This window comes from Pseudomonas sp. 44 R 15 (assembly GCF_900004965.1).
Lineage (GTDB): Bacteria > Pseudomonadota > Gammaproteobacteria > Pseudomonadales > Pseudomonadaceae > Aquipseudomonas > Aquipseudomonas orientalis_A.
In genome coordinates, this window is sequence record NZ_CVTU01000122.1 from 18098 (window position 1) to 31660 (window position 13563).

13 protein-coding genes are annotated in these 13563 nt (G+C 58.9%); 6 read left to right on the forward strand and 7 right to left on the reverse strand.

The window, feature by feature from the left end:
- Nucleotides 1-127: 127 nt before the first annotated feature.
- From BFP93_RS26380 to BFP93_RS26395, 4 genes are read right to left on the reverse strand one after another with little or no spacing between them, the layout of a single operon-like run.
- Complete coding sequence (locus BFP93_RS26380; RefSeq protein ID WP_065895525.1) at nt 128-1474, reverse strand: glutamine synthetase family protein; 1347 nt, start codon at nt 1472-1474, stop codon at nt 128-130.
- An 11-nt stretch (nt 1475-1485) separates the two neighbouring features.
- Nucleotides 1486-2043, reverse strand: a complete 558-nt coding sequence (locus BFP93_RS26385; protein WP_065895526.1) for a helix-turn-helix domain-containing protein — start codon at nt 2041-2043, stop codon at nt 1486-1488.
- Nucleotides 2044-2087: 44 nt separating this feature from the next.
- A complete protein-coding gene (locus BFP93_RS26390; RefSeq protein WP_065895527.1) occupies nt 2088-3926 on the reverse strand; it encodes a M48 family metalloprotease in 1839 nt (612 codons plus the stop codon).
- 20 nt (nt 3927-3946) lie between these two features.
- Nucleotides 3947-4552 (reverse strand): LemA family protein, encoded by a 606-nt coding sequence (locus BFP93_RS26395; protein WP_065895528.1) that lies wholly within the window; start codon nt 4550-4552, stop codon nt 3947-3949.
- Nucleotides 4553-4770: 218 nt separating this feature from the next.
- Between BFP93_RS26395 and BFP93_RS26400 the strand changes: the two genes are divergently transcribed.
- Both BFP93_RS26400 and BFP93_RS26405 read left to right on the forward strand, forming a co-directional pair.
- Entirely contained in the window at nt 4771-5079 is a 309-nt protein-coding gene (locus tag BFP93_RS26400) for an RcnB family protein (protein WP_065895529.1), read from the forward strand.
- A gap of 88 nt (nt 5080-5167) precedes the next feature.
- On the forward strand, nt 5168-6361 hold the full coding sequence (locus tag BFP93_RS26405) for an MFS transporter (RefSeq protein WP_065895530.1): 1194 nt from the start codon (nt 5168-5170) through the stop codon (nt 6359-6361).
- On the opposite strand, the gene BFP93_RS26410 is transcribed toward BFP93_RS26405, so the two are convergent.
- Nucleotides 6324-6596, reverse strand: coding sequence for a DUF1652 domain-containing protein (locus tag BFP93_RS26410; RefSeq protein WP_065895531.1), 273 nt, complete (start codon nt 6594-6596; stop codon nt 6324-6326). The genes BFP93_RS26405 and BFP93_RS26410 overlap by 38 nt on opposite strands.
- 102 nt (nt 6597-6698) lie before the next feature.
- Nucleotides 6699-8195 (reverse strand): PAS domain S-box protein, encoded by a 1497-nt coding sequence (locus BFP93_RS26415; protein ID WP_065895532.1) that lies wholly within the window; start codon nt 8193-8195, stop codon nt 6699-6701.
- Nucleotides 8196-8391: 196 nt separating this feature from the next.
- On the opposite strand from BFP93_RS26415, the gene BFP93_RS26420 reads away from it, so the two are divergent.
- From BFP93_RS26420 to BFP93_RS26430, 3 genes are all read left to right on the forward strand, one after another.
- The gene (locus tag BFP93_RS26420; protein WP_065895533.1) at nt 8392-9360 is read left to right on the forward strand and encodes a hypothetical protein; all 969 of its coding nucleotides are present in this window, start codon (nt 8392-8394) and stop codon (nt 9358-9360) included.
- A gap of 80 nt (nt 9361-9440) precedes the next feature.
- Entirely contained in the window at nt 9441-10061 is a 621-nt protein-coding gene (locus tag BFP93_RS26425) for a transglycosylase SLT domain-containing protein (protein WP_065895534.1), read from the forward strand.
- A 571-nt stretch (nt 10062-10632) separates the two neighbouring features.
- Nucleotides 10633-10977 (forward strand): FKBP-type peptidyl-prolyl cis-trans isomerase, encoded by a 345-nt coding sequence (locus BFP93_RS26430; RefSeq protein WP_065895535.1) that lies wholly within the window; start codon nt 10633-10635, stop codon nt 10975-10977.
- 19 nt (nt 10978-10996) lie between these two features.
- Here the strand turns inward: BFP93_RS26430 and BFP93_RS26435 are convergent, their stop codons facing one another.
- Nucleotides 10997-11722, reverse strand: a complete 726-nt coding sequence (locus BFP93_RS26435; RefSeq protein WP_065895536.1) for an ArsR/SmtB family transcription factor — start codon at nt 11720-11722, stop codon at nt 10997-10999.
- 73 nt (nt 11723-11795) lie between these two features.
- Between BFP93_RS26435 and BFP93_RS26440 the strand changes: the two genes are divergently transcribed.
- Entirely contained in the window at nt 11796-12974 is a 1179-nt protein-coding gene (locus BFP93_RS26440; RefSeq protein ID WP_065895537.1) for a cytochrome P450, read from the forward strand.
- Nucleotides 12975-13563 lie beyond the last annotated feature (589 nt).

Consider the following 13563-nt stretch of genomic DNA (forward strand, 5'->3'; position numbering starts at 1 on the left):
GCCGGATGATAATCGCTCTCAATGGCCAAGGCCAGGATTGTTCGACAATTTTTTCGCCGGAAAGGCCCGTTCTAGAGCCTTTCCTTGATGTGTGTCAGGCCTTTCGCATTTCGCCCGTGGTCGTTGGCTAAAGGAACCAGCGATATTCCCGCGCATGAATTTCCTGCTGGAACGCCAGGTGATCCTGGCGCTTGTTCTCGCAATACACATCGACAAATTCCGCGCCCAGCTTGTCGCGCACAACCTGCTGATGTTGCATGGCGCGCACGGCGTCGAGCATTTCCACGGGGAGATCAGTGCCGCTGCTGCGGTCTTCATTCAGTGGCGCGATAGGGTCCTGCCTGGCTTCGAGGCCATGCTCCAAACCGGCGAGGATCGCCGCCAACACCAGGTAGGGGTTGGCGTCGGCGCTGGCCAGGCGATGCTCGATACGCAGGTTGCGCGGGTCTGACTCGGGGATGCGCACGCACGCATCCCGGTCTTCGAAACCCCAGCTGGCGCGGGTGGCGGCGTTGACCGTACCGCCGAGGCGGCGCAAAGCGTTGTGGTTGGGGGCGAAGATCGGCATGCAGTGGGGCAGCAACGCCAGGCAACCGGCCACGGCGTGGCGCAGCGGTTGCTGCTGGTGCGCCGCCAGCAGGTTGTTGCCCGCACCGTCATACAGGCTGACGTGCACATGCATGCCGCTGCCGGGAAACTGCAGGTAAGGCTTGGCCATGAAGCTGGCGCGGTAGCCATGCTTGAGTGCCACGCCGCGCGTGCTGCGGCAGAACAGGGCAGCCCAGTCGGCGGCGCGCAGGCCGTCGTCGCAATGGCCGAAGTTGATTTCGAACTGGCCCGGGCCGATTTCGGCGGTGATCACCGTGATATCGATGCCCTGGGCCGTGGCGGTTTGCGCCATGTCGTCCAGCACGTCGCCAAAGCGCGACAGTCGGTCGATATGCAGGGTGGGCTGGTCGTCGGCATCGTCGCTCAGCGGGTCGCGGGGGAATTGCGGCAGGCCGTTGTTGAGCTTTTTGTCGAACAGGTAGAACTCTAGCTCAAACGCCACGACCGGGTGAATGCCTTTGAGGCGCAGGCGTTCCAGCACGTTGGCCAGGACTTCGCGGGGTTCGAATTCGATCGGCGCTTCGGTGCCGTCGGAGGTGATCAGCATCTGCCCCAGCGGCTGCGACTCCCAGCTCACCGGCTTCAGCGTACCTGGAATTAGGCGCCGATTGGCGTCCGGGTCACCGTCGTTGAAGCAGTAGTCGCCAATCTTGAACAACCCGCCCTGGGCCCCCAGCAATACGGCGTTCTGCGGCAGCTTCAAGGGGCTGCCGGCGGCGACTTTCTCGAGCATGTCCACCGGGTAGCGCTTGCCGTAGAAATGCCCCGCAATGTCCAAGGCGATCAGGTCGACGTAGCGCACATCGGGGTGGTTCTGGCGGAAGGTCCGAACTTCGGCCAGCAAGGTTGCAGAGGGGCTTTTCACGGGTGCAACTCCTAGTTGTAAACCCACAGCACGCGGGCGGGCAGGTCGGTCAGGTTGGCGTAGCGGCAGTGGGCGAAGCTGGCGAGATGGAAGCTGTCGCCGGCATGGAGGGTGACCGCATCGGTTTCGCCTTGCACCCACAGGGTCAGCTCGCCCTCCAGCACAAAACCGGCCTGCTCGGCGCGGTCGCTCATGGTCTGTTCACCACTGTTGGCGCCGGGTGCCAACAGGCTGTCGAGCATCGAGAACGCACCGTTCATGCTCGGCGAGACGAGGATGTCGGTGATGCCATTGGCGTAGTACACCGTGCGCCGCTCGTTGGGGCGGGTGACCCAATCCACCGCCCTGGGTTTGGGCCGGCTGTAGAAATAGGTCGTAGGGACGTCGAGGGCGTGGCTGATGGCGGTCAGGTCGGCGACGGTTGGGCGCGACAGGCCGCGCTCGACCTGGGACAGAAAACCCACCGACCGCTCGATCTTCTGCGCGAGTTGGGCGAGGGTGAGTTTCTTGTGCTTGCGCAGGTCGTGGATCAACGCGGCGAGGGTGGCGAGTTCTTCTTGAGGGCTCATGAAATATAGGTCAGATAATTTCATGAAAAATTACAGGAATTATTTCATGCGGGCAATGGGGACGCTTCGTCCTCCGCAATCGGAGGTGTTTGCAGGCCTTCGGGCATCGGGCAATCGAGGATGGCGGCGATCGCGCGCGCCAACTCGATTTCTTCGGGGGTGATATGGCCGTCGTTTTCGATGCAGACCGCGACCGCTTCCATCAGGATCGCTTTATCTTCCGGTTGAAGCTGTTGCAGGCCTTTCAACGGTTTGTCGAGTGCATCCAGGCTTGCACCTTCTTTCAGTGTCTTCATTGGCGCCGTATAAAAGGGCAATACATCACAGGCGCGGTAGTACGCCAGCTCAATCTGTGCCTGGCTTCTTTGCCCTGTGAGGGCAAGTATGCCGAGCAGCAACGTTATGTTGTCCTCCTGTTGTTCCAGTGTGGACCGGCGTTTGATTGGGGGCTTGGGCAGCACTTGTGCATCGAGTATGTTGATCAAGGCCCAACCCCCAAAAAGGCTGCGGGAATCGACGGCAACCAGGCTCCTCACCGTGTTGGTGAACACTTTGTATTGGTCGGCTGGCAATTGCTTGAGCGCCGGAACGCACAGGTCCAACAACGACAGGCGCAGATAGCGGTCAAGCCCACGTACAGGTGCGTCCAACCCCGGCAGGAAGTGGGCGACTTGTGGATCGAGGGTTTCCTGCAGCAGCGTAAGTTGCCGCGCGCGCAGAGCCGGCTGTACGCAGAGCAGCAAGCTGTAGATCAGGGCTTGTGCGCCGGCAGGGTCGCCCGCTACCGACCAGGCCTCATAGGGGATCATGCTCTGGGTGGCTTGAGTCTGATAACGCTGTGCCGGCTCTTCTTGCGTACTGTTCAGCCCTCTGGCAGCAATGGCCACGGCGCCAAGGACTTCCCAGCGGCGACGATTCTCCTGGGCCTGTTCATCGTCGCCCATCAGGGTTTCCAGCGGAGGAACATCCGGGTACTCGCCATCCCACTCGGGATAGAGCCGCGCTATTCGTTTCGCGAGTGGGGGATGAGGAGAAATGGATCGCTGTGAGAATTTGCGGAAGGGCGCCGCGAAAAACATCGGCAGGAAGCTCTCTGTCTCCTTGCAGCACGTCAGAAACGATGAAGATGGGTGTCCACCTATTTTCATCAGTGCGCTGGCAACGCTTTGCGGGTGACGTGTGAACTGCGCAGCTGTGGCGTCGGCCAGGAACTTGCGTTGGCGGTTGACGCGCGACATCGCGAAATAGGTGAGGTAAGCCCAGCCGCCTGCCAGGAAGAACAACGATGCGCCGATCACGCCACTGGCGGCGACAGGTAGAAGCAGCAGGGTAAACCAGGCGACGCCTAGATAGACTCCCGTCATACGTGCATCGGAGCGCATGTCATTGTTGTGAATCTGGCTGAACAAATGGGCAACGACTGCTTGCATTTCTCCACGATTGAACATGACGGTCGCGCCAAAGGTCACGCAGATGACCGAGTCTTTCGGGGTGCGGCCGGCGGCAAGGGCGTTGATGCATCCCTGATTCATCATGTAAACCAAGGGCACATGGCTGCCTGAAGCAATGGCCATTTCCTCGACGATATCAAGCAGCCAACGATTGTCTTGCGCCACCGGCTCCGCACTGATCAGTACGCCACCGAAGCTTTCTGCAATTGCGCTGCCGCCCTTTTTCAGCTTGCGGCCCTGGAACCAGTACCCTGCCGCAATGAACGGCAGTATCACTGCAGAGATAAGCAAGGGTTCGTACCAATGAATCTCATCAAACCAGGTTGATAAAAATACCCCGAATAGAGCAGGGGTGAGCACAATCACGGTCACCAGTAACACGCGATAGATCGCATTTCTGCGAGCCCGGTCCTGATGTTCAAAAAAGTTCATGCAGCCATCCGTGGCACTGATCAGGTGAAGGATACCGTCGGGACGGTTTGAATCTGTTTGCTGTCTTCAAACTCCAGCAACGTCGCGTCCGTGCCGTGCCCCACGGCCTGGGCCATGAGGATCGTCGGAAATTTCTGGCGGAAAATGTTGTATTCCATCACCGCATCGTTGAAGAACTGACGGGCATACGCAATGCGGTTTTCGGTATTGGTCATTTCATCGCTCAGTTGCATCATTGTTTCTGATGCATACAGGTCCGGATAATCCTCAAGCGAAACGTTCAGGTTATCCACGGCCGTGTTGAGCCGACTCTCATTCTTGCCCAGTTGCGCGATGGAGTGCGCACTGCCAGGTTCTGCCGCCGCGAGCTTGAGGCAGGCTGCCGCCACGTTGCGTGCTTCGGTGACAGCCACCAGTGTGCCGCGCTCATGACTCATGTACGCCTTGGCCGTTTCCACCAGGTTGGGGATCAGGTCATGGCGCCGCTTGAGTTGCACCTCGATCTGGCTGAACGCGTTCTTGAAGCGATTTCGCAAACTGACCAGCGTGTTGTAGAGGCTGATCAGGTAGAGCGCGATCACACTGAGAACGCCAATGAAAATGATCCAGAAAACGCTGCCGAACATTGGATGTCCTTATCTGTGAAAGTGAGGTCGCAATCATAGTGGATAATGGCCATTTCCAACGGCTTGTCCAACGTTAAAAGTGCCGACCGGCCAGTGATCCGGCTGGGCCGTTGATGACGGCAACTCAAGCGGGGGGGCTGGAGCAAGGTGAGCGGCTGAATGATTTCGCGCCGCTGCGGTCGGAACCTGGGTACGTCCCCTGAATTGAAGGAGCACCCATGAAGTCCAAATCCCTATTTGCCTGTGTTCTCGTTGCCGCAAGCCTGTCCACTGCGAGTTTCGTGGTGCAGGCCGGCGATACCCCTCAGGAAACCGTGCAACCTTCAAATATCAACGCCCGTGACTTGAAAGAAGGCGACCGCGCCCCGGACATGTTGATGCGCAAGGAATCGGCGGTTAAAGACTGGAAAAAACGCGGCCTCAAGCAGCCCGAAGAGGAGAGCCAGTGGGCACGTGTAGGCGACAAGTACGTCCTGCTCAAGACCACCAACGGCACCATCCTTGAGATTACGCCGGTTAAGAAATAATCCTGCCGGACCACCTGCTCGCGTCATCTTTCCTGGGTTAAGGTAGCCGACCGCAATGGTCGCGTTACCTTCAAGGAAAGAGAGCAGGATGCTTGCCGCAATTAGAAACTATCCCCGCACGGTGAACCTGCTGCTGTCGGCCACGTTGTTGCTGACGCTGGCCAAGGCGATCACGTTTCCGTACCTGGTGATTTACCTCACCGGCCATTTCGCCCTGGATATCAGCCAGGTCGGCCTGGTGATCGGCAGTTCGCTGATTGTGGGCTCGCTGCTCAGCGTCTATGGCGGTTTCCTCGTCGACCGCGTCAACAGTTACCGCTTGCTGCTCGGGCTGAGCCTGGTGTTTGTGCTGGGTTTCATCGGTACGGTCCTGGCGCAGACTGTCTGGGCATTCTATAGCTGCCTGATTTTGATCAACCTGGCCTATGCGGTCATCGATATTGCGATCAAGGCCGGTTTCGCCAGCGTGCTGCCCGAGGATGGGCGCAGCGAAGTGTTCTCCATCAAATACACCCTGACCAATATCGGCTATGCCGTGGGCCCGTTTTTTGGCGCGATGGTGGCCAAGCTGGATATCAGCCTGCCGTTTATTCTGTCGGCGCTGTTGGGCGCGGGATTTTTCCTGTTGTATTGGCGCCTGGGCGACCGCGCACTGACCACCGTCGATGCCACGCAAAAACCGGTGTCATTCCTCGCCGTAGGCCGGGTGCTGCTCAAGGATCAGCGCCTGGTGTGTTTCACCGTTGGTGGACTGCTCAGTGCCGTGGTGTTCGGTCAGTTCGTCGCCTACCTGTCGCAATACCTGGTGACCACCACCACCGCTGAATACACCTACACGGTAATCAGCACAATACTCACCACCAACGCCGTTCTGGTGATTGCCTTGCAGTACCTGATTGGCCGGCGCATCTCGCACCGCTACTTGAGCCAGTGGCTGATCGCGGGCTTGAGTATGTTCATGCTGGGGTTGATTGGCTTTGCGCTGTCCACCAGCCTGCTGTGGTGGGTACTGGCGATGGCGGTATTTACCGTGGGGGAAATCATCGTGTTTCCGGCCGAGTACATGTTTATCGACCGGATTGCTCCTGACCACTTGCGCGGTATGTATTACGGCGCGCAGAACCTGGCCAATCTCGGTGCCGCATTGGGACCGGTGTTATGCGGGCTGGTGCTGGCCAGCCTGCCGGCGCATTACATGTTTTTGATGCTCGGGGGATTTATCGTAGGGGGCGGGGTGTTCTATTTCATTGGGGCGAAGCTGAAGGCAGGTCATCCAGGTTGAGTTTGCCGACCGTATTGCTCTGCAGTTCGTAGCGCAATTCATCGACCATTTTCGTCACTTCTTCCGGGGTCTGCAGCCGGTTGGTGCTGATACCGGTGACCACCAGGTCGACTCGGCCGGTTTCGGCGTCGAATACCTTGAGGGTCAAGGACGCATCCCGGCATAGGGTGAATTCGCATGTCAGCGGCGACAGGCCTTCTTCGATGCAATTTCGCAGTTGAGAGAGGGTAAACATGCAGGTTCCTTCAAGGCACAGATTCGATGCCTTGAAGGTTATTGATTGCGCCGCCAGCTAATAAGGCGAATTCGCACTATATGAACTAGTGCATTTGCACTCTCAGCGCTTGTTTTTTACCCGCAGTTCGCCAGCAAACAGCCCGCGTTCACGGGCCCAGACAATAGCCGAACTGCGGCTGTGAACGCCCAGTTTGGAGTACACCGTCGCCACATGATTGCGCACGGTATTGGGTGCCAGCTTCAGGCGCGAAGCGATCTCCTTGTCGGCCAGGCCCTCGCAGATCAAGCCCAGCACGTCCCGTTCACGGGCCGTGAGGTCGGTGAAGGATACGTTCGGCAGGTTAGGGCTGTTGACGCTTTTGGCATTGGCCAGTTTCTCGATCAGGGTCTGGCTGAACCAGGAGGCGTCCTGCATCACTTCTTCGATGGCCGCCACCAGCTCCAGCTCCGAGCGCTTGCGTTCGGTAATGTTCATGAACACCAGCAGGTAGCACGGCACATCCTGGATCACCACGGTGTCGGCGGACACCACGCAGTCGATCACTTCATTGCCTTTCTTGCGTACCTTGAGGTCGTGGCCGTCGAGGTTTCCGGCCTTTTCCAGCGTGGCGAACAATTGCGCGCTGGTAGGCGGGTTGTCGATGAAATTGATTTCTTCGATGGACTTGCCGATCAGTTCTTCACTGATGTAACCCGTGATGCTCATGAACGCTTCGTTGACGTCTACAACCTGGCGATTGGCGGCGTTGCACACCAGGGTCGGCACTGGCGTCAGGCGGAAGGATTTGGCGAATCGTTCTTCGCTCTGGCGCAGGGCTATTTCCGCCTTGCGCCGCGGCTCCAGGTCCATGAACGAGAACAGCATGCAGTCTTCTTCGTTCATATCCAGAGGCTGGCCGGCCACCACAACCAGCTTGCTGCCGCCTTCGGGCAGCCTCAGTTCGGCTTGCATCTGTGGAATGGTCGCGCCTTGCCCCAGGCGCTCGATCGCCAGGTCCTTGCGCTCGGCCTGTTCAAGCACGTCCAGTTCATATACGGATTTGCCGATGACCTGGTCGCGGTTGTAGCCGGTCATTTCCAGAAAACCCTGGTTGACCTTGATGTAGCGCAGGTCGCTCAGGCGGCAGATCACGGCAGGGGCGGGGTTGGCGTTGAAGGTTTTTTCGAAGCGCTGCTCGGCGCTGGCCCATTCGGTGGCATCGCTGAGGATCAGCACCAGCAGTTCCGGCTCACCCTGTGCGTCAGTGATGACCAGGCTGCGCAGGCGGTGCACCCAGGTTTTTTCCTGGTCGGTGGTGGGAATGACCTCCACGATCACGTCGCTGAATTCTTCTCCCGCCGCTGCGCGGGCCAGGGGGTAGCTGTCCAGTTGCAACGGGTGGTTGTTGCGATAGCGCAGACTGAAGCGCTCGGCGTATTGCCGGGTGTTGGCGCCCAGCCCCATGACGTCGCCGACGCCATGCATGGCCAACGCGGCCTCGTTGGCCCAGAGGATGGTCTGGTCGACCTCCGCCAATATCACACCATCGGATAATCCGGAGATGATCTGTTGCAGTTGGCGGCGGTTGGTTTCTTTGGCAAGAACATCCTGTGTCATAGATTCTCCGAAGTCTGGACGCATTGAATTACGACATCCCAGGTTTCGGATAGTGCAGAGAAGTTGTCCCTGTGGGAGTGCGAATGCACCAGGCCAGATAGTGCATTTGGGCCACGACTGAACGTATGTCGTTTCGCCACACTCACACCAGTCAAGGCACTTTGCCTTGCTCCGATAATTTGAAAAGGACCTTTGTATGACCACTGTCTATGAAACCAATCGATCGCTGTTTCGGGTGTCGTGGAGCTCGGTATTGGCCGGTAGTGCAATTGCACTGGTGACCTACCTGGTGTTGAGTGTGTTGGGTACGGCGATTGGCGCGAGTGCCGTCGAGCCGATGGAAGCCGGTAACCCGTTGAGCGGTTTCGGTACGGGCGCCGGGATCTGGTTGTTTGTATCGACGCTGATCGCCATTGCGCTTGGCGCGTTCGTGGCCGGGCGTACCGCACCGGATCGCGGTGGTCTGCACGGTGTACTGACCTGGACCCTGACCACCTTGCTGACCACCTGGCTGCTGGCGGGCTTGGCCTCCAGCGTAGTGGGTACCGCGGGCAACGTGGTGGGTAAAGGTCTGTCGGCTGCCGGCAGTGGCATTGCCGCCGCCGCACCGGGGATCGGCAACAGCATCAAGCAGCAGTTGAACGAGCAAGGCATCCAGCTGGACTGGAACAGCCTGCAAGGTCAACTCGATACCCTGCTCAAGCAAAGCGGCAAGCCTGAGCTGGACCCCGCCAACGTCGAGCAGAAAACCGACCAGGCTGCAGCCGATGGCAAGCAAACGGCAACTGACGCAGCGACCAACCCTGCCCAGGCGGGCGATGAGCTCAAGCAGTGGTTCGAGCGCGTGAAAGCGTCCGGCGAGCCTGCACTGAATGCTGCGGATAAAGAAGCGCTGGTCAACATCGTCGCGGCGCGTACCGGCAAGAGCAAGGAAGAAGCCACGCAGATCGTCGATAACTATGCCCAGGCTTATCAGCAGGCCATGCAGAAAGTCGAAGAACTCAAGCAACAGGCTGAACAGAAAGCCCGTGAAGCCGGTGAAGTAGCGGCCAAGCAGCTGTCTCGCGCAGCCTGGAGCACCTTGGCGATGCTGCTGCTGGGTGCGGCCTTGAGCTTCTTTGTCGGTCGTATCGCGCTGACAACCCGTCGCGTGCCATTGGCTTAAAAACTGTCTGCGGCAGGGACGCCGCCTCGGTGAACGCGTAAAATGCCCGACATTTTACGCGTATCACGCAAAGGTGCCCCTTGAGCGCAGGCAAAGCCGTCGGACTGTTACTACTCACCTCTCTGTTGGCGGCGTGCGGCACCTCGCCGCCACGCACGCCCAACGACATCTGCAGCATCTTTCGCGAAAAGGACGACTGGTACGACGCGGCCAAGGTCACGCAAAAGCGCTGGGGCGTGCCCATCCAGGTGCCGTTCGCGATCATGTATCAGGAGTCGGGCTTTCGCTACGACGCCAAGACCCCGCGTAAATACCTGCTGTGGATCATCCCCTGGGGCCGCGTGTCCACGGCGTCCGGCTATGCCCAGGCCAAGGATGAGGTATGGAATGACTACCGCAAATGTACCGGCCGCAGCGGCGCCGATCGCGAGGATTTCGACGACGCCATCGACTTCATCGGTTGGTACATGGACAAGACCTACACCATCAACGGCGTCTACAAATACGACGCCTACGGCCAGTACCTGAACTACCACGAAGGCTGGGGCGGCTACCGCCAGCGCACCTACGCCGGCAAAGCCTGGCTGCTACCGGTGGCGAGCAAGGTACAGGCGCGTTCGCAGCTGTATGCGCGGCAATATGCCGGGTGCAAGGATGAGTTGGGCCGAGGGTTCTGGAGCCGGTTCTGGCATTGGTTGTAAAAAGCTTCTGGATGCATGCAGACCCAATGTGGGAGGGGGCTTGCCCCCGATGGCGGAGTATCAGCCACTGATGTTGCGACTGATGTACCGCTATCGGGGGCAAGCCCCCTCCCACAGTAAATGGCGGTACGGCGCCGGACCTGTGGCGATGCCGCTGACAGCCTCACAGCCGACGGCTATCTAGCTGATGCGCTACGATCCAAATGTGGGAGGGGGCTTGCCCCCGATGGCAGAGTGTCAGCCACTGATATCTCGACTGATGCACCGCTATCGGGGGCAAGCCCCCTCCCACAGTAAATGCCGGTACGGCGCCGGACCTGTGGCGATGCCGCTGACAGCCTCACAGCCGACGGCTATCTAGCTGATGCGCTACGATCCAAATGTGGGAGGGGGCTTGCCCCCGATAGCGGAGTGTCAGCCACTGATATCTTGGCTGATGTACCGCTATCGGGGGCAAGCCCCCTCCCACATTTGGTTTTGTGCCATTTCCACCAGATGCCTGTTCCTACACTTGCCAAACCCCGCCGATTCTGGGAAAACCCCAGCCTTTCACGCTTCCAATGAGACTCCCATGAGCAACGACGAACTGCAGGTCACCGACATCCGCCTGGGCACCGGCAAAACCGTGGTCAAGGGCGCGCTGATCACCACCCAATACACCGGCACCCTGGAAGATGGCACGGTGTTCGATTCGTCGTGGGAGCGGGGCAAGCCGTTCCAGTGCGTGATCGGCACCGGCCGCGTGATCAAGGGCTGGGACCAAGGCTTGATGGGCATGCAGGTTGGTGGTGTGCGCACGTTGTATGTACCGGCGCACCTGGCCTATGGCGAGCGCTCGATGGGCGCGCATATCAAGCCGAACAGCAATCTGCGTTTCGAAATTGAATTGCTGGAAGTGCTGACGCGGGATGATTGAAGAGATGCAAATACCGGTCTCATGAGGTCACGGCGCCTGATTTCTCCTCAACCCTGATTCCAAATCTGCCGTACAGCGCCTTTCGCCCCTTGGGCGTCAATGCCAACGCCCGACTATCGAGGTCCTGGATAACCCATTTGCGGCTTGTAACGGCCTGTAGAACAGCGGCCCCCAATGCGCCTGCGAGGTGAGGGCGGCGCATGCTCCAATCCAGGCATGAGCAAGCGAAACGACGTCGCTGTGCCCTTACGGTTTCTATTTCGATACCGAGCCCTGTCATGCCTTTTTCGCCCTCCACGGTGAGCTGATACGTACCGTCACCCGCATCCGGCAGGGTCAGCCAGCCCGAGTCGATGAAATAGTCGTGAAGTTGTACAGCCAGGGATCCTGCCATGTGGTCATAGCAGGTCCGCGCCAACTGCAATCGAGTGGGGGTCGTCGAAACAAACCGGGTCTGCGCGTTTCGGCTGATCACCATGAGGGCTTCAATAGCTTGGGCCACGTGCACGTCTGCCAGGCTGAAGTAACGGTGCCTGCCCTGCGTGTGCAGTTTGATCAAACCGTCCTCTTTAAGCCTTGCCAGGTGCGCGCTCGCCGTGGATGCACTGATGTCGGCGATGACGGCCATTTCGGTACTGGTACGGGCGTGACCGTCCATCAGCGAGCAAAGCATTTTTGTCCTCGCGGGTTCCGCAATGGCGCCTGCGACACGAGAAATGGCGGTGTCATTGCTTTGGGAATCCATATTTCGTTCCTGGGCGAATTGTCGGTGTGACGATTGTTCGATAGTAGCCGTTCTTCGTGAAAAGGACCGCCAAATGACGCCGTTTGAAGCCGCCACCCATGTCGACCCCTACGGTTATTACGCACGCATCAGACATCAAAGGGATCTGTCATTCGATGCAAATCTTGGTTTATGGATTGCCAGTGGCGCCTGCGTTGTCGAGGCCATTCTGGCGCATCCCGACTGCCTTGTACGTCCATTGCACGAGCCGATTCCAGCGGCCATTGCACAAGGCGCCGCAGGCGATATTTTCGGTCGGTTGATGCGCATGAATGAGGGGGCGCAACACCAGTGTCCCCGCAGGGTTATCGAACCCACCCTGGCCTTGATGGGCACGGAAAACATCGCAGGCATCGTGGCGCAGGTTGTTGAGACGCTTGATGTCTCGGGCGATAACCCGAATGAGTGGATGTTCACGTTACCGGTGTCGGTCATGGCGACCTTGATAGGCTTCACCTCCAGCCAGCTACAGGAAGTCGCGCAGCTGACACGGGATTTTGTCGCCTGCCTGTCGCCGTTAAGTGACGAGGCTCAACTCAGTAGAGCCCATTGCGGGGCGGCTCGGCTGAGCCGGATGTTCGGGGAGCTGTTGAGTCACGGCGATAAGGGTAGCGGCGTGTTGGGCCGTCTTTATCACGATTACGAAGCTTCCCCCTGGAAAGACGATGATGCGTTGGTAGCGAATATGATCGGGCTGTTTTCACAGACCTGCGAAGCCACCGCTGGGCTGATCGGCAACACCCTCATAGCGTTCCAGCGTAATCCTGACCTGTTCGCAGACATGCAGCCCACACCGACACTCGTCGCTGAGTGGGTGGCAGAGGTCGCCCGCTACGATTCACCGGTACAAAACACTCGGCGGTTTGTTGCCAGGCGGTGCACGATGGGTGGCAGCGTATTAGAGGCGGGCGATACCATTTTATTACTGCTCGCCGCTGCCAACCGAGACCCCTGCGCCAACCCGGACCCCGACAGCTTCCTGCTCAAGCGAACGCAACGACGAACCTTCAGCTTCGGCTCGGGGAGACATCAATGTCCGGGTCAGTCATTGGCATTGGCTATTGCCTCAGAGGTGGTTTTGGCATTGCTGCATCGACAACCAGCCTCACTTGCTGGTGCTTATCGGTGGAGTTATTTGCCTTCCCTTAATGGCCGTATCCCGCAGTTCTGCCGTGATGGGGAGATTCAAGATAGCAGGCAGGCTCATGAGTGAAAGCGCTGGCTCATAGGTAGGCTTGCCTGGGAATGCGGTGCATCAGCCACTGATGTTGCGACTGATGTACCGCTATCGGGGGCAAGCCCCCTCCCACAGTAAATGGCGGTACGGCGTCGGGCCTGTGGCGATGCCGCTGACAGCCTCACAGCCGACGGCTTCTAACTGATGCGCTGCGATCCAAATGTGGGAGGGGGCTTGCCCCCGATGGCGGAGTATCAGCGACTGATATCTTGACTGATGCACCGCTATCGAGGGCAAGCCCCCTCCCACATTTGCTCAGCGGTGTCGTGAAGGAGGGCATTCCTGAACCCATCCTGAAGAAATTTCTTATTCCCCATTCAGGCACTTTCCTACGGTTTACTCTGGCAACATCGCGGCGTAAGCTTCGCGCGTTTTCATCAATAGCGGAGACCCTCAGTGGGTACTTGTTCGAGTGACAGTAGTCGGCCGGTTTCGGTAACCGGCACATACTTGGCAAGGTAACGCGCATGTTTCAGATGCCGTTGTCTCGCCAACAAAGCGAGAAGCGGTATCCCGGCAGTGGCCAGTCCTGGCGTCTGCCTGATCCTCTCTCATCGACGCTGAC